We start from the raw sequence: 14,781 nt of genomic DNA, 5'->3' as shown, positions 1-14,781 counted from the left end.
TTTTTGGGGGTTTTGGTGGGCATCACCGTCGGAGACATCGAGATCGAAGCGATCGGGGACGGCCTGATCCGGCTTCCGCTCGCGTTCTTCCCCGGTCTCGACCCCGAAGCCCACCCGGACGTCTTCGACGAGGACGGCACCGTGCACGTCCCGACCGGCGCGTACCTGATCCGCGGCAACGGCCGCACGATCCTCGTCGACACCGGCCTCGGTCCGCGCGAATTCGCCTTCCCGCCGGGGATGACGCCCGCCAAGGGCGACCCCACGCCGCCGATGGGCACGGGCGGCGACCTCGCGGCCGCGCTCGACAAGGCCGGGTGCCCGGTGGACGAGATCGACACCGTCTTCCTCACTCACCTGCACAACGACCACATCGGCTGGATCGCCCCCGAAGGCGACCTGACCTTCCCCGGAGCCCAGGTCGTCTTCGGCCAGCTCGACTGGGACGCGCTGATCGCGCCCGCCGGGACCGGCGAATGGAGCCGCGTCGGGATGGAGACCGCCCGCGGCGCGGGGCTGACCGAGGCGATCAGCGGCGACGACGTCGAGATCGCGCCCGGGATCGTGGCGCGGCACGCCCCCGGGCACACGCCCGGCCACTACGTCCTCGACATCACCGTGGACGACGAGCGTCTGCTGCTGCTCGGCGACGTCCTGCACACTCCCGCGCAACTGACGGACTCGCGGGTCGGTTTCCTCGGCGACGTCGATCCCGATCTCGCGCTTCGCACCCGGCAACGGTTCCTCGCGGAAGCGGAAGAGACCGGCGCGATCATCGCGCCGGCCCACTTCCCGGAGATGGGTTTCCTGCGGCTCTGACCTACTTGCCGCAGAGCACCTTGTCGGTGAGCAGCTGGTCCGCCTTGTTGTAGGCCTGTCCCAGATCGGCCTCCGAGTCGCCGTAGGTCATGGACAGCTCGTAGGTCCGGCTGCCGTCGGGTGTGCTGGCCATCAGCGTCCCGTAGCCGTGGAAGCCGCCCATTCCCTTGAGGACGGTGCCGCAGCTCGCCTCCTGGACGTACAGCCCGAGGCCGTAGCCGCCCTTCGGATGCGGCTTGCGCATCTCGGCCAGCAGCGGCGCGGGCAGCAGCTTTCCGCCCAGCAGCGCGGAGAAGAACGTGTGGAGGTCCTTCGTGGTCGAGATCAGCTCACCGGCGCTGGACGCCCACGACGGGTTCTGGTTCGTGATGTCGACCGTCTTCCACTGCCCGGGCTTCTCCTCGTAGCGGTAGTAGCCGTGGGCGTGCGGCCCGGGGATGCCCGACCAGGTGCCGGGCACCACGGTGTCGCGGAGTCCGAGCGGCCGGAAGATCCGCCGCTGGAGCTCGTCGCCGTAGGGGCGGCCGGTGACCTTCTCGATCACCAGCCCGGCCAGGACGTAGTTGATGTTCGTGTACGTCCAGTCCGTTCCCGGCGCGAACAGCGGCGGCTTGGACAGGCCGAAGCGCACCAGCTCCTCCGGCCGGTAGGTGTGGTACCGGTTGTCCAGGAACTCCTTGCCCGACAAGGGGATTCCCGGGACGATCGTGCCGTCGGGCAGCATCGCGCCGGTGTAGTCGAACAGGCCGCTGGTGTGCTGCAGCAACATCCGCACCGTGATCCGCCGGTCGAGGCCGAACTCGGGCAGGTACCCGGCCACCGGCGCGTCCAGGCCGACCTTGCCCTCCCCGACCAGCTGCAGCACGGCGGTGGCCACGAAGGTCTTGGTGTTGCTGCCGATCCGGAACCGTCCGTTGGTCGGCGGCTTGGCGGCCGAGCCCAGCTCGCGCACCCCGGCGCTGCCGGTCCAGTCGCCTCGCGGGTCGTGCACCCGCAGCTGCGCGCCGGCGAAACCGGAGGCGGCGATCTCCTCGGCCATCGCCCGCAGGTCCGGCCGGTCCCGCCCGTTGTCCGCGGCGGCCACGCCGGATGCCACCCCGGCCAGCAGTGCGGCGGCCACCGCGGTGATCCCGGCCCGCCGGAAGAATCGTTTCGCTGAAGTCGTCATGGCGGCAACGATCGCCGTCCGCGCTGACACCGCGGTGACACGCCGCTGACACGTCAGGGCATGGCGAGCGGAAGCCGGACCTCGAACCGGCAGCCGGGCCCGTGGTTCTGGACTCCGATGCGGCCGCGATGGGCTTCGACGAGGCCTTTCGCGATCGCGAGGCCGAGCCCGCCGCCGCTCGCCAGCCCGCCGCGTTCGGGTGTCCGCGCCCGCGTCCCGCGGAACGCTACGTCGAAGACCCGTCCGATTTCGTCGTCCGGGATCCCGCCGCAGCCGTCGGAAACCGCGAGCAGCGCCTCTCCGCCTTCGATACCGATCTGGACGGCGACCGTCCCGTCCGGCGGCGTGTGCCGCACGGCGTTGGACACCAGGTTGCGCACGATCCGCGCCAGTTCCGGGTCGCTGCCGGAAACGACCGGCCACACGGTGGCGTATTCGATCATCCGTACGCGTTTCTGCTCGGCGAGCGGCGCCTGCGCGGCGACCGCGTCGCTGACGACGTCGCGCAGCGGCACCGCGGCCATGGTCAGCTGCAACGCTCCCGCGGTGATCCGCGAAAGCTCGAACAGATCGCCGACCATGCCGGACAACCGCGTCGTCTCCCCGCTGATCCGCCGCGCGTAGCCGGTGACCTCGATCGGGTCGGCGACGACGCCGTCCGCGACGGCCTCGGCCATCGCCTGGATCCCGGCCAGCGGGCTCCGCAGGTCGTGACTGATCCACGCGACCAGTTCGCGCCGCGACGCCTCGGCCGCGCGCTCCCGTTCCCGCGCCTCCCGTTCCCACACGCTGCGGCGCGCGATCGCGCGGCCGAGCACGAGCGCCGCCGGCACGGTCACGAGCGCGACCAGAACGCAGACCAGTGTCATCGTGGTCAGCGCCGGGGTGAACATGAACCCGCTGATCCCGAGCACCGCGATCAGCGTCGCGAACACGGGGATCAGCACGAGGATCGTCATCGTGCTGGCCAGCGAACCGTGCCGGAGCAGGTACAACGCCAGCCCGCCGAGCAGCACCACCGGCAACGCGAACATCAGCGCGAACGGCAGGATATGCCAGGCGTGCGCCAGCATCTCGCCGAGCGACTCCCCGGAGCCGATCATCGCCGCACCGGGTCGTACCGGTAGCCGACGCCCCAGACGGTGGCGACGCGGACGGGTTTCGCCGGGTTCTTCTCGATCTTCTCCCGCAACCGTCTGACGTGGACGGTCACGGTGGACTGGTCGCCGAAGTCCCAGCCCCAGACCTTCTCCAGCAGATCGGCGCGGGAGAACGCCACCCCGGGATGGGTGAGGAAGAACGCGAGCAGGTCGAATTCCCGGCTCGTCAGTGAAAGCTCCACGCCGCCGAGGGCCGCCTGCCGGGCCGTCATCTGCAACGCGAGGTCGCCGTCGGTGATCACGCGCGCCGCCGGTTCGGGCCGCGGCATCCGCGCCCGCCGCAGCACCGATGCCACCCTCAACGCGAGTTCCTTGGGGCTGAACGGTTTCGTGACGTAGTCGTCGGCGCCGAGCTGGAGCCCGGCGATGCGGTTCTCCTCCTCGCCGAGCGCGGTCAGCATCACGACCGGCACCTGGCTCACCTGCCGCAGGCGGCGGCACACCTCGAGCCCGTTGAGCCCGGGCATCATGACGTCGAGGACCACGAGGTCCGGCCCGGTCGTGGAGAACAGCCGCAGCCCCTCGGTGCCGTCGCCGGCGACGTCGACCTCGAAACCCGCGACCTCCAGGTACCGCCGGACGACGTCCCGCACGGTCTCGTCGTCGTCGACGACGAGCACCCGGCCCTGTTCTGTCATGCCATCCACCTCACCAACTCGTCAGCACCAGGTGGTTCACCACCAGCGCCGTGGCCGCCGACGCGGCGAGCCACCACCGCCGCCCCTTCGACGGCAGCAACACCACCGCGGGCAGCAGCCACACCTCGAACGGTAGCCAGATGCGTTCGACCTCCGCCTTCGACAGGCCGGACAGGTCGGCGAAAGCGATCGTCAGCGCCGCGGCCAGCACGATCAGCGTGACCGGCTCGCGGAACGACCGTTTCGGCTCGGCGAGGAAATCCGCGCCCGCCCGTCGCGTCCCGGCGATCACGGCGGGCCCGATCGCGATGAGCACCGCCGCGATATCCGCCCACACCCAGTAGGAGTACGGGCGCAGCGTCGCGATCCCCTGGTAGTAGCGCTCGACCACCAGGTGATAGCCGTCGAGCCACCAGAAGCCCGTCAGCGCGAACGCCACGACGACCACGGCCACGCCCGCCGTGGCGAGGAGCAGGATCCGCCACTCGCGGGTCAGCACGACGACGGCAAGCACGAGCACGGCCAGCAACACGAGACCGTACGAAAGGAAGAGCCCGAACCCGAGCAGCAGACCGCCGGGGAGCGCGAGGGCCCGCCGCCGCACGGCGAGCGCCAGCAGCGCGATCCCGGTCGCCGTGACACCCGCGAAGAGCCCGTCCGCGGACACCCCGATCCAGATCGCGCCCGGGTCAGGACGGCGAACGGCAGGACCGTCCTCGCGGCGTCCTCCCTGCCCAGCGCGGCGAGCGTCACCGGCACCGCGACCACGGCCAGGCAACCGACGAGCACGACGACCGCCGACGCCCACGCGCCGCCCTGCAGGCCGAGCCTGTCGAGCCAGACGAAGACGAGCGTCGCGCCCGGCGGATGCCCGGAGACGTGCGTCGTCCACGAGTCCGGCTGGAAGTCCAGGATGCGCGAGGAGAATCCGGCCAGCATCTCCGGGATGTCGGTGATGCCGGGGACCTCGTGCAGGTACTCGTGTTCCGTGGTGAGCCTGCCGGTGAAACCGCGCGCCCAGCCGTCGATCATCGCCAGCGAGAACGTCCACGCCAGCGCGGTCACGTAGCCGAGCGCGAGCAGCGGGCGCCACCGCAGCCGCGCGGCGAGCGAGGGACCTTTGCTGACGACCAGGAGCGCGAGCACCACGGCGGCGACCGAACCCGGCCCCACGTGAGGCAGCCACAAGCCGAACAGCGGTGGCGCGAAGGCGTAGATCACCACGCCGGAGCCGGGCCGGTTGTAGTGGAGACCGACGGCGATCGCGGCGGCGACCAGGAGCATCGCCAGCCCCACGGCGATCAGATCGGCCCGGCGACCGGTACGGGAAGGGGCGGTGACAGTGGACATCACCGGCACCGTAACCGCGTTCCCGGCGCGAAACGACGCGTCGGCGCCGTCCGTCAGAACTCGGTAAGACCTTCCCTCACCCGGCCGGTCGCGATCCGACCAGGAGCAGGCACAGCACCGCCACCGCGGTGACGACCCCGGCGACCAGCAACATCGGGTCGAGCGACGGTCCCGTGGCCGCCGCTTCTTGGGTGACCGGCGGGGCGGGCGCCGAGCTCTCCGGGACCACCGGAGCAGGGGCCTCGCTGCTCGTCGGAGGCGGGCTCGACGAAGGCGCCGAAGACGTCGCCGGACGGGCCGTGGTCTGCTTCGAAGGCGCGGCGGACGGCTGCTTCGTGGGTGTTTCCGCGGCGAGCACGGTGACCGTCGCGCGCATGTCCGGATGCACCGAACAGTAGTAGGAATACGTACCCGGCTTGGTGAACGTGTGGCTCCAGCTCTGCCCCGCCGAGAGCTGCGGACTGCGGAAAGCGGCCGGCGCACTCGTCGTGACGACGTCGTGGGGCGCCTGATCGTGCTGCATCCAGGTGACGGTGTCCCCGGCCCGCACGGTCAGCGCCGCCGGGCTGTACGCGTAGCCCTGCATCATCACCTGATGGGTGGCCGCGTTCGCCGGTGGTGCCAGGCAGACGGCTTGCAGGACGAGGAAGATCGCCGTCGAGACGAGGCCGGCGAGCCGCTTCATCGGACGAACTCGATGGCGATCTCGACGTGGACGCGGCGGACGTACCAGGGCGCGCGCCGTGGCCGGGGCAGGATTCCCTTGGCCCACAAGACGATCCTTTCCTCATCGACCGGACGCAGCTCGCCCGACAGCACGAGCCCGCGGTTCCCGATCCACCCGTCGATCCGCACTCGCCGCCCGTCGACGACGAGCTCGCCGGAGGTGAACGTCAGCACGCGGGTCTCCTGGCGCCTGAGGATCAAGTACTTCAACGGCCACGGATAGGTCCGCAGCGAAGGCACGTCCAGCTCGACGAAGAACGAGGGATCCTCCGAGACGTCCAGGTATCCCGCGGTCGCGGTGAACCTGGCGCGTGCCAAGGGGAAACGCAGGAATCGGAGTGACGGCTCTACGACGCAACGGTCCGGACGAAGGGTGTGGCCGGCCTGGGCCGGGGCGGGCAGTAGCTCGGTGTCGGACATCGCTCGTCTCCGTACTGGGGAACGTGGATACTGGCGAAGGGCCCGGCCGGCCGCTTACCGGCCGGGCCCCCGGCTAGCAGCTCGCCTGGTTCAGCAACGGGGTGAGCACGGTTTCGAGCCACACCGTATGCGTCTTGATGTACTGGTCGAGGTTCAGCAGATCGGCCACCTGCTGACCGGGCGACGTCTCCAGATGCGCGGATTTGAGATGCGCGACGATCGGGGCGAGCGTGTCGGCGACGACCTTGTCGGCCGATCCGTCCAGCACCGGGGCGAGGACGGTCTCCAGCCACACCGTATGGGTCTTGATGTACTGGTCGAGGTTCAGGATGTCCTGCACCTGCTGCCCCGGCGAGGTCTGCAGATGCGCCGCCTTGATGTGGTCGATGATCGGCTGCAGCACCCCCTTCGGGACACAGGACCCTCCGCCCGGGGTGGTGGGCGGCATCGTGTGCGGCGGGCTCGACGTCGGCGTCGAGGTCGGCGAACTCGGCGGAACGCTCGTCGGCGGAGTACCCGAGCCCTCGACCTTGACCGCGGCCTTCATGTCCGGGTGCACCGAGCAGTAGTAGGAGTAGGTCCCGGCCTTGGTGAAGGTGTGGCTGAAGGTCTGTCCCTGTTGCAACGTGGGCGAAGTGAACTTCTCCGGGCCGTCGGTGATGACGACGTTGTGCGGCGCGGTGTCGTGGTTGGTCCACGTCACCGTGTCGCCGACGGCGACGGAAAGGCTCGCCGGGCTGTACTTGTACCCCATGATCTCGACGGTTTTGGCCGCCGCCGGTGACGCCGCCTTTTCCTTGGCGATTTCCTGATACAGCGGAACCGCCAGCGGCCCCTGCTTCGACAGCGCGGCGAGGTCGACGTCGGCGCTCTGGGCGGTGTCCGCCTGCTGCCCGCCTCGTAGGGTGGCGAGGCTGAGCAGCGCGACACCCAGGGCGAGGATCGCCACCGCCACCGGCCAGATGCGCCGGGCGGGCACCGGCGGCGGCGCTTCGGCCGTGGGGTTCCCGGTCTCCTGGTTGTCCATTGAGGACACTCCTTTCGGTTGGACGGTCACCGGCCGGGACTGGCCGTGACGAGAAGGCTCGCCGCAGCGAGGACCACGATGACGAGCGCGGTCTCGGCGGCGACGGAATGGACGAAGGGGCGGACGGTGGCGGCGTCCCCGCGCAGGACCACCGCGAAATCCAGGCGCCGGGCGACCCAGCTCTTGCTGCCCTGCGCGATCACGAGGACGACCGCGAGGACGAGCAGCTTGACCACCAGCGTGCGCCCGTAGTCCGTTGTGGACAGTCGATCCCAGCCGCCGACCGTCTGCCACGCCAGCACGGCACCCGCCACGATGACGGCGAAGACGGAAACCATGGCCAGCCGGGAATAACGCGGCACGACGGCGGCGAGCTCGCCGGGATCACGCCGGGACAGCACGCCGAACAACAGGACGGCCAGCCCCCGATCCAGGCGCAGATCCCGGCCAGATGCACGAGATCCGCGAGCTGGGTGAGCAAAGGTCTCCCGCTTTCGACGGCGTGACCGGTCAGCCCCGTCGTGCGCAGCAGCCCGAGAGTCAACACGCCCGCACCGACCCGCCAAGCGATCGACGTCGCCGCGTTCCGGCCGCGCTGCATCAGGTCGGCGAGGACGACACCCGCCAGCAGCCACAGAAGGGCCTTGGCGAACCAGACGCGCCCGAACTGGGTATCGAGCGCTTGCCCGAGCAGGTCCCAGTCGAACAGGTCCGCGGCCGAACGTTGTGCCGCCCATGCGCCCTGCAGCCCGAGACCCGCGACGGTACCGGCGAAACCGAGCAGCCATCCGGTTCCGACGACCTTGCGGGCCCGGCCGTGCCCGGCGCCGTCCGGCCACAGGAACGCGAGGAAGAACAGGCCGCCCGTGAACAGGGTCATGCCGAAGTAGTCCACGCAGCGGGCGAGTACGTACCAGGTCTTGACCACGGCTCACCGCGCCGGAACGGGGACGGTCTCGAGGACGACCGTGCCGTCCTCCGCCCGGCAGTACCCGAGCAGGGTCGCGCCGAGCCCGTCCGCCCCCGTCACGCCGAGCCCTTCGGTGACGCCACCGAGCAGCGGTAGCGCGGCGACCGTGTCCAGAACCTGGTGCACCGCACCGGGTTGACACGCCGGAAGCTCCTCCGGCGGCGGTGGCGGAGTGGTCGGCGGCTCCGGATGCGGATGCGTCGGCGGCACGGGTTCCGGCGGCGGCGCCGAAGGGCTGACCTCGACACCGCCACCGGGCCCGGGCGGCGCCACCGGGGCGGGGACGTCGGTGACCGGAACCGCCGGCAGGGAAGGGATGGGCGCGGGTGGCGGCGGTTTCCCGTCCGGCACCGGGGACGGGCCGGACGGCGCGGGCTGGGCGATCACCGGCGACGGGCTTTCCGCCGCCGTCCCGGGTTTCAGCCCGAGACCCGACGCGTATCCGACCACGATCACGACCGCGCCGGTGAGGCTCGCCGCGATCAGCTGATCCCGGCGCGGGACGATAGCTCGCAAAGCCACGGATATGTCCTCTCCTACGAAGGAGAAAAGGGGGAACGGCTCGATGGGCGAGAAGAAAACCAGCTGCCGCGTTACCTGGCATGATCGTCACATGAAGCCCAGGTAAAGGAACCCGGCCCGGTGACTCCGTCCGGCTGTGAATTCCTCCGCCGAATGCCCGGCCCGTACGACCGAACGAGTGAAGCCTGTCCGTTTCGGAGTGCTTTTCCGCCAGGAGCGGTGAGTTTTCGTTAACACGCTCGTCGCACGAACCCCCTCCACCGCAACGCGTCCGACCATTCCGTCGCCCACCATGGGCGTCCCCGACGCGATTGCGAGGAACAACCATGCCGCTTTTCCCGCCTTTGGTGCGAAACGTGCCGCGCGGAGCCGCGCTCGCCACCACGGTGCTTTTCCTGGCACTCGCCTGCGCCCAGCCCGCCATGGCGCACAGCGTTCTCGTCTCGAGCGACCCGGCGAAGGACTCCTCGCTCGCGTCCGCTCCCGCCGCCGTCACCTTGGTGTTCAACGAGCCGCTCGACAGCGGTTTCACCGAATTGACCGTTCTCGGCCCGGACGGCACCTCGCATTGGGAAGGCGGAAAGCCCGTGATCACCGGGGAGAAGCTGTCCGCGCCTCTTCGAGCGCTGGGCGCCGCCGGCGTCTACACGGTGCGGTACCGCGTGGTGTCGGCGGACGGCCACCCCGTGTCGGGTTCCGTCCCGTTCACCCTCACCACGGCGGGGCCGGGGACGGCCGCCGCCCCGAAGGTGCGGACAGACACCGCGGCCGCCCTCCCGCCGTCGGACGATTCCCTGCCGGTGTGGCCGTGGATCGCCGGGTCCGCGCTGGTCGCGCTCGCCGGGGTGTTCGTGGCCAGGCGGATCGCGAAACCGTGACGGCCGGGCACCCTAGCCCCGTCACGGCCGCCCGGCGGTGCGGGCGCGGGATCCGTCAGAACTCGGTAAGAACTTCGCCGACGTCATGATTCGGTAAGCACGGCAAGGGTTTTCGTCCGTCCTGCCCGGACTTAACGTGCGTTGCGTGAACGATGACCAGGTTGACGTCGTGCTCCCCTGTCTCGACGAGGCCGGTGCCCTGCCCGGCGTGCTGGCGGCGCTGCCCGAACGATATCGGGCGATCGTGGTCGACAACGGCTCCACGGACGGTTCCGCCGAGATCGCGGCCGGGCTCGGGGCGAAGGTCGTCCACGAGCCCCGGCGTGGCTACGGCGCCGCGGTGCACACGGGCCTGGAAGCGGCGACCGCGGACGTGGTCTGTTTCGCCGATGCCGACGGTTCCCTCGATCTCGCCGAGCTGCCGATGCTCGTCCGCGGGCTCGCGGACGCGGATCTGACGGTCGGGCGAAGGGTGCCGGCCGGGCCCGGAGTCTGGCCCTGGCACGCGAGAGCCGGAAACGCGTTGATCTCGTCGCTGTTGCGGCACAAGGGATTGCCGGTCCGGGACATCGCGCCGCTGCGGGCCGCTCGACGACAAGCGCTCCTCGATCTCGGCGTCACCGACCGCGCCTTCGGCTACCCGCTCGAACTGCTGATCAAGGCGAGGCACGCGGGCTGGCGGGTCACCGAGTTCGACGTGTCCTACGGCGAACGCGCCAAGGGCACCAAGTCGAAGGTCTCGGGTTCGCTGCGCGGAACCCTCCGTGCCGCCAGGGATTTCGGGCGGGTGCTGAGCCGATGACCTTCTGCCTGCTGATCGTCGCCAAGGCGCCCGTGCCCGGTTTCGCGAAGACGCGGCTCTGCCCGCCCGCGACCCCGGAACAGGCCGCCGAGATCGCGGCCGCTTCCCTGCTCGACACCCTCGACGCCGCCCTCCTGACCCCGGACGCCCGCGTGGTCGTCGCCATGACCGGCGAACTCGGCAAGGCCGCCCGTGGCGCGGAAATCGCCTCGGTACTCCGAAAAACGGAGGTGATCCCCCAGCGCGGCGAAGGTTTCGACATCCGGCTCGTCAACGCGCACGCGGACGCCCCTCGCCCTGGGGAACCGGTTCTGCAGATCGGGATGGACACCCCGCAGGTCACCCCGGCGCTCCTCGCCGAAGCGGCGAACAGGCCCGAGGATTCGGTCCTCGGACCTGCCGAGGACGGCGGATGGTGGGCACTGGGACTCAAGGATCCGTCGCACGCCAAGGCTCTCGCCGGGGTGCCGATGTCGCGCGACGACACCGGCCGACAAACCCTCCGCGCGCTGACCGAGATCGGATCGCGTCCCGGCATCCTGCCCACACTGTCCGATGTGGACACCATCGCGGACGCGCGCCGGGTCGCCGCGGCGGTACCGCACGGCCGGTTCGCCCGAGCGGTGGCCGAAGTCCGGTGACCGCCTTCGACCGCGGCCTGCTCGGCCACCGCTGCTGGCTGGAACTGGCGACCGGCGAACGCGTCGACCTGCCGGTGGACCGCTGGACGGCCATCCCCTGCGAAGGCGACGAGGTGCTCCTCGACGCCTGTGACGGCCCGACCCTCGACGTCGGCTGCGGCCCCGGCAGGCTCACCGCCGCGCTGTCCGAACGCGGCGTCGCCTCGCTCGGCGTCGACATCTCCGCCACCGCCGTGCGGCTCACCCACGACCGGGGCGCCGCCGCGCTCCATCGCGACGTCTTCGACCGGCTCCCCGGCGAAGGACGGTGGCGGCATGTCCTGCTCGCCGACGGGAACATCGGCATCGGCGGCGATCCGCATCGGCTCCTGACGCGGATGGCGGAACTGATCAGCGATGGCGGGACCGTGCTCGTCGAACTCGACCCGCCCGGCCGCGGCCTCCGCCAGGACCGGGTCCGGCTGCGCCCCGACAACGGCGCCTGGTTCACCTGGGCGTGGGTCGGTGTCGAAGCGATCGCGGACCTCGCCGCCCGCACCGCGTTCCGCGTCGCCTGGTCCACCAGCCACGGCCACCGCTGGTTCGCCTGCCTGGAGAAAGCATGAACACACCTTCGGAGCGCGTGACCTCCCGGATCGGGCTCGCCCTCGCCGTCACGTTCACCCTGTGCTTCGTCACCGGGCTGATCAGCCATCTCATCCAGCATCCGCCGTCGTGGTTCGGCTGGCCGAGCCGTCCGGTCTGGCTGTACCGGGTCACGCAGGGCACGCACGTGCTCTCCGGGATCGCGTCGATTCCCTTGCTGCTGGCCAAACTCTGGAGTGTCTACCCGAAGCTCTTCGAGCGCCCGGTGATCCGTTCGCTGCCGCACGCGCTCGAACGCCTGTCGATCCTCGTGCTTTCCGCGGCCGCCTTCTTCGAACTCGTCACCGGCCTGTTCAACGTCGCGCAGAACTATCCGTGGAACTTCTACTTCCCCCAGCTGCACTACGCGGTCGCGTGGGTGGCGATCGGCTCGATCCTGGTGCACATCGCGGTGAAACTCCCCATCGTCCGCCGCTCGCTCACGACGAAGCCCGAACCCTCGCGGCGCGCCTTCCTCCGCACCACCTGGCTGGCCGCGGGCGTCGCCGTCGTGGCGACGGCCGGAGCGACCGTTCCGTTGCTGCGCCCCGTATCCGCCCTGTCGTGGCGCAGCGGCAAGGGCCTTCCGGTGAACCGGACAGCCGAAGCCGCAGGTGTCCTGGACACGGCGAAAGACCCGAACTGGCGGCTCTCGGTCGTCACCCCGAACGGCACGAAAACCTATTCCCTGGACGAACTCCGCGCCCTTCCGCGGACTTCGGCCGAGCTGCCGATCGCGTGCGTCGAAGGCTGGAGCGAGTCCGCGCACTGGAGCGGGGTCTCCCTGCCGGATTTGCTGCGGCACGCCGGAAGCACACCCGGCACCCCGGTCCGCGTGTTCTCCCTGGAGAAGGCGGGGCCGTACGGGATCAGCGAGCTGCCGGGCGAGCACACCGCGGACGAGCTCACCCTGCTGGCGCTCGAACTCAACGGTGAAGTGCTCGACGCCGACCACGGTTTCCCGTGCCGGATCATCGCCCCGAACCGGCCCGGTGTCCTGCAGACGAAATGGGTCACCCGCTTGGAGACGCTGTGAAGACGTTGCGGTTGCTGCTGTTCCTGCCCGGCCTCGCCGCGCTCGCGTGGGGCGCCGTGCTGTTCTCCGAGTACGCGTTCCCGCTGCGCCCGGACGTCTTCGGGACACTCGGCTGGCTCGCCGGCGGTCCGCTGGTCCACGACCTGCTGGTCGCGCCGCTGGTCGGCGCCGTGGGGTTCGCGCTGAGCAGGCTCCTCCCGGAACGCTGGAAGACGCCGGTCAAGACCGGCGCGGTGCTCACCGGTGTCCTGACGCTGCTCGCGTTCCCGTTGCTGTGGCGCCCGTTCGGCGGCGCGCGGAACCCGGGCCTGCACGACGCCGACACCGTCACCGGACTGCTCGTCACCCTGGCGGTCGTCTGGCTCGGCGTGCTCGTGGCCGTGTTCTTCAGGCGAAAGACGCGATGAAAAAAGGGGCCACACGCGACCGGGATTGGCAGCCGGTCGCGCGTGGCCTCCGTGGTCCGGCCCGCTGGGGGTTCGAGCCGGAGCTGGTCTCGGCCGCGCACCGCGGCCGAGCGTCTCTAGTTCGGGGTGACGGGCTGGCCGCCGAGGGTCACCTCGATGACCTTGTCACCGCTGAGAGTGAACTTCACCTTGTCGTTCGGCGCCCTGGTGCGGATCTCGGCGACGAGCGCGTCCGCGTTCGGGATCGACCGGTCGTCCAGCTTCGTCACGACGTCGCCGGATTTGAGGCCCGCCTTCTCCGCGGGGCTGCCCGGCGAGATCTCACCGAGCTGCGCCCCGCCCGTCGGCGCCGTCTGCACTCGCGCGCCGATGAAGGTCTGCGTCGCCTGGCCGGTGTTGATGATGTCGTCGGCCGTGCGGCGCGCCTGGTCGATCGGGATCGCGAAGCCGATACCGACGTTGCCGCCGCTCTCGCCGCCCTGTCCCTGCGCGGACTTCGGGCTGTAGATCGCCGAGTTGATGCCGATGACCTGGCCGGCCATGTTCGCGAGCGGGCCGCCGGAGTTGCCGGGGTTGATCGCCGCGTCGGTCTGCACCGCCGACATCACGGTGGTCTGGTCGCCGTTGCCGCCGGCGCTCACCGGCCGGTTCAGCGCGCTGACAATGCCCGAAGTGACCGTGCCGGTCAGCTCGAACGGCGAACCGATCGCGACCACCGGCTGCCCGACCCGCAGATCGTCGGACCGGCCGAGCTCCACCGGGGTCAGGCCGCTGACGCCGCTGACCTTCACCACGGCGATATCCGTCGTCGGGTCGCGGCCGACGACGGTCGCCGTGCCCTTCTTGCCGTCCTGGAACACCGCCTGGATCTGCCCGCCTCCGGCGGCGACCTCGACGACGTGGTTGTTGGTGAGCACGTAACCGTCGGTACTGAGCACGAAGCCGGAGCCCTCGCCCGCCCCCGACCGGCCGGAGACCTGCAGCTCGACCACGCTCGGCGACAGCTTCTGCGCCACGGATTCGACCGAACCGGCGGGCAGGTTGCCCGTCTGCTGGGCGGGCTTCGGCGCGTCGAGCGCGTTCACCGCCGAGCCGCCGGACCCGTCGCCGGTCAGGTAGCCGACCGTGCCGCCCGCGACCCCGCCGACGACGAGCGCGATCGCCGCGACACCGGCGAGCAGCTTGCCCGAGGTGGACTTCTGCGCCTGGCGCTGCTGCGGGACCGCGTAGACCGACGGGCCCGGCTGCGTGTACGGCGTCTGCTGGCCGGGGATCTGGTGGCCCTGGGTGTACTGCCCCTGCGCCGGGTGCTCCTGGGTCTGGGTCTGCTGGGCCTGCGGCGACCACGGGTTGTACTGCTGCTGTTCCGCGGGGTAGGCCTGCTGCGCTCCGGTGTGCGGAGTGGCATGGCCGCCGAGGCCGGTCGCGTCAGGCTGCTGCGGCGCGGGCTGAGCAGCCCAGCTCGCGCTCTGCTCCGCGTCCGGCCGATCGCCGGCGGGCCGCGCCTTCTCGGCGTCGTTCTCGGTCATGTCTTCACCTTGCGGGATGGTCCTGAGAAGTTCCTGAGCCAAAGCTGTGCATCGCACATGAGTA

The 14,781-nt window shown here is 70.6% G+C and carries 17 protein-coding genes and 1 pseudogene; 7 read left to right on the top strand and 11 right to left on the bottom strand.

The window, feature by feature from the left end; translation table 11 throughout:
- Positions 1 to 15: 15 nt before the first annotated feature.
- Positions 16 to 819 (top strand): MBL fold metallo-hydrolase, encoded by an 804-nt coding sequence (locus tag MJQ72_RS14210; RefSeq protein ID WP_240599619.1) that lies wholly within the window; start codon positions 16 to 18, stop codon positions 817 to 819.
- A gap of 1 nt (position 820) precedes the next feature.
- On the opposite strand, the gene MJQ72_RS14205 is transcribed toward MJQ72_RS14210, so the two are convergent.
- The 10 genes and pseudogenes from MJQ72_RS14205 to MJQ72_RS44750 form a co-directional block, all read right to left on the bottom strand.
- Complete coding sequence (locus MJQ72_RS14205; RefSeq protein WP_240599618.1) at positions 821 to 1,987, bottom strand: serine hydrolase; 1,167 nt, start codon at positions 1,985 to 1,987, stop codon at positions 821 to 823.
- A 53-nt stretch (positions 1,988 to 2,040) separates the two neighbouring features.
- A complete protein-coding gene (locus MJQ72_RS14200; protein WP_240599617.1) occupies positions 2,041 to 3,090 on the bottom strand; it encodes a sensor histidine kinase KdpD in 1,050 nt (349 codons plus the stop codon).
- On the bottom strand, positions 3,087 to 3,785 hold the full coding sequence (locus tag MJQ72_RS14195) for a response regulator transcription factor (protein WP_240599616.1): 699 nt from the start codon (positions 3,783 to 3,785) through the stop codon (positions 3,087 to 3,089). The genes MJQ72_RS14200 and MJQ72_RS14195 overlap by 4 nt, the downstream gene beginning before the upstream one ends.
- A gap of 10 nt (positions 3,786 to 3,795) precedes the next feature.
- Positions 3,796 to 5,135: pseudogene (locus tag MJQ72_RS14190) on the bottom strand (hypothetical protein).
- 76 nt (positions 5,136 to 5,211) lie between these two features.
- Positions 5,212 to 5,820, bottom strand: coding sequence for a cupredoxin family copper-binding protein (locus tag MJQ72_RS14185; RefSeq protein WP_240599615.1), 609 nt, complete (start codon positions 5,818 to 5,820; stop codon positions 5,212 to 5,214).
- Entirely contained in the window at positions 5,817 to 6,281 is a 465-nt protein-coding gene (locus MJQ72_RS14180) for a hypothetical protein (RefSeq protein ID WP_240599614.1), read from the bottom strand. Before MJQ72_RS14180 ends, MJQ72_RS14185 begins: the two co-directional genes overlap by 4 nt.
- 73 nt (positions 6,282 to 6,354) lie before the next feature.
- Positions 6,355 to 7,308 carry a plastocyanin/azurin family copper-binding protein gene (locus MJQ72_RS14175; protein ID WP_240599613.1) on the bottom strand — a complete coding sequence of 318 codons (954 nt, stop codon included), beginning with the start codon at positions 7,306 to 7,308 and terminating at the stop codon, positions 6,355 to 6,357.
- 26 nt (positions 7,309 to 7,334) lie between these two features.
- Complete coding sequence (locus tag MJQ72_RS14170) at positions 7,335 to 7,622, bottom strand: CopD family protein (protein WP_240599612.1); 288 nt, start codon at positions 7,620 to 7,622, stop codon at positions 7,335 to 7,337.
- Positions 7,508 to 8,236 (bottom strand): hypothetical protein, encoded by a 729-nt coding sequence (locus MJQ72_RS14165; RefSeq protein ID WP_240599611.1) that lies wholly within the window; start codon positions 8,234 to 8,236, stop codon positions 7,508 to 7,510. The genes MJQ72_RS14170 and MJQ72_RS14165 overlap by 115 nt, the downstream gene beginning before the upstream one ends.
- Positions 8,237 to 8,239: 3 nt before the next feature.
- Positions 8,240 to 8,800, bottom strand: a complete 561-nt coding sequence (locus MJQ72_RS44750; protein WP_261367994.1) for a hypothetical protein — start codon at positions 8,798 to 8,800, stop codon at positions 8,240 to 8,242.
- A gap of 326 nt (positions 8,801 to 9,126) precedes the next feature.
- Here MJQ72_RS44750 and MJQ72_RS14155 point away from each other — a divergent pair, with 326 nt between their 5' ends.
- The 6 genes from MJQ72_RS14155 (at position 9,127) to MJQ72_RS14130 (ending at position 13,188) form a co-directional block, all read left to right on the top strand.
- On the top strand, positions 9,127 to 9,678 hold the full coding sequence (locus MJQ72_RS14155; protein WP_240599610.1) for a copper resistance CopC family protein: 552 nt from the start codon (positions 9,127 to 9,129) through the stop codon (positions 9,676 to 9,678).
- 145 nt (positions 9,679 to 9,823) lie between these two features.
- Complete coding sequence (locus MJQ72_RS14150; protein ID WP_240599609.1) at positions 9,824 to 10,480, top strand: glycosyltransferase family 2 protein; 657 nt, start codon at positions 9,824 to 9,826, stop codon at positions 10,478 to 10,480.
- Positions 10,477 to 11,121, top strand: coding sequence for a DUF2064 domain-containing protein (locus tag MJQ72_RS14145; RefSeq protein ID WP_240599608.1), 645 nt, complete (start codon positions 10,477 to 10,479; stop codon positions 11,119 to 11,121). Before MJQ72_RS14150 ends, MJQ72_RS14145 begins: the two co-directional genes overlap by 4 nt.
- Complete coding sequence (locus tag MJQ72_RS14140) at positions 11,118 to 11,726, top strand: class I SAM-dependent methyltransferase (protein WP_240599607.1); 609 nt, start codon at positions 11,118 to 11,120, stop codon at positions 11,724 to 11,726. The genes MJQ72_RS14145 and MJQ72_RS14140 overlap by 4 nt, the downstream gene beginning before the upstream one ends.
- Positions 11,723 to 12,781 carry a molybdopterin-dependent oxidoreductase gene (locus MJQ72_RS14135; RefSeq protein ID WP_240599606.1) on the top strand — a complete coding sequence of 353 codons (1,059 nt, stop codon included), beginning with the start codon at positions 11,723 to 11,725 and terminating at the stop codon, positions 12,779 to 12,781. Before MJQ72_RS14140 ends, MJQ72_RS14135 begins: the two co-directional genes overlap by 4 nt.
- A complete protein-coding gene (locus MJQ72_RS14130; protein ID WP_240599605.1) occupies positions 12,778 to 13,188 on the top strand; it encodes a hypothetical protein in 411 nt (136 codons plus the stop codon). The genes MJQ72_RS14135 and MJQ72_RS14130 overlap by 4 nt, the downstream gene beginning before the upstream one ends.
- Positions 13,189 to 13,304: 116 nt before the next feature.
- Here MJQ72_RS14130 and MJQ72_RS14125 read toward each other — a convergent pair whose 3' ends face one another.
- A complete protein-coding gene (locus MJQ72_RS14125; RefSeq protein ID WP_240599604.1) occupies positions 13,305 to 14,717 on the bottom strand; it encodes a S1C family serine protease in 1,413 nt (470 codons plus the stop codon).
- Positions 14,718 to 14,781: the final 64 nt, after the last annotated feature.

Origin of the sequence: Amycolatopsis sp. EV170708-02-1 (assembly GCF_022479115.1) — a bacterium.
In the GTDB taxonomy this organism is placed as follows: domain Bacteria; phylum Actinomycetota; class Actinomycetes; order Mycobacteriales; family Pseudonocardiaceae; genus Amycolatopsis.
The sequence above is the reverse complement of the archived record's forward strand: the minus strand, read 5'-3'. Positions and strand labels throughout refer to the sequence as shown.

Bases quoted from the DNA above. Each gene is read 5' to 3' on its own strand.
- MJQ72_RS14205 (WP_240599618.1), bottom strand. From the start codon at position 1,987: ATGACGACTTCAGCGAAACGATTCTTCCGGCGGGCCGGGATCACCGCG.
- MJQ72_RS14200 (WP_240599617.1), bottom strand. From the start codon at position 3,090: ATGATCGGCTCCGGGGAGTCGCTCGGCGAGATGCTGGCGCACGCCTGG.
- MJQ72_RS14195 (WP_240599616.1), bottom strand. From the start codon at position 3,785: ATGACAGAACAGGGCCGGGTGCTCGTCGTCGACGACGACGAGACCGTG.
- MJQ72_RS14185 (WP_240599615.1), bottom strand. From the start codon at position 5,820: ATGAAGCGGCTCGCCGGCCTCGTCTCGACGGCGATCTTCCTCGTCCTG.
- MJQ72_RS14180 (WP_240599614.1), bottom strand. From the start codon at position 6,281: ATGTCCGACACCGAGCTACTGCCCGCCCCGGCCCAGGCCGGCCACACC.
- MJQ72_RS14175 (WP_240599613.1), bottom strand. From the start codon at position 7,308: ATGGACAACCAGGAGACCGGGAACCCCACGGCCGAAGCGCCGCCGCCG.
- MJQ72_RS14155 (WP_240599610.1), top strand. From the start codon at position 9,127: ATGCCGCTTTTCCCGCCTTTGGTGCGAAACGTGCCGCGCGGAGCCGCG.
- MJQ72_RS14145 (WP_240599608.1), top strand. From the start codon at position 10,477: ATGACCTTCTGCCTGCTGATCGTCGCCAAGGCGCCCGTGCCCGGTTTC.
- MJQ72_RS14135 (WP_240599606.1), top strand. From the start codon at position 11,723: ATGAACACACCTTCGGAGCGCGTGACCTCCCGGATCGGGCTCGCCCTC.
- MJQ72_RS14125 (WP_240599604.1), bottom strand. From the start codon at position 14,717: ATGACCGAGAACGACGCCGAGAAGGCGCGGCCCGCCGGCGATCGGCCG.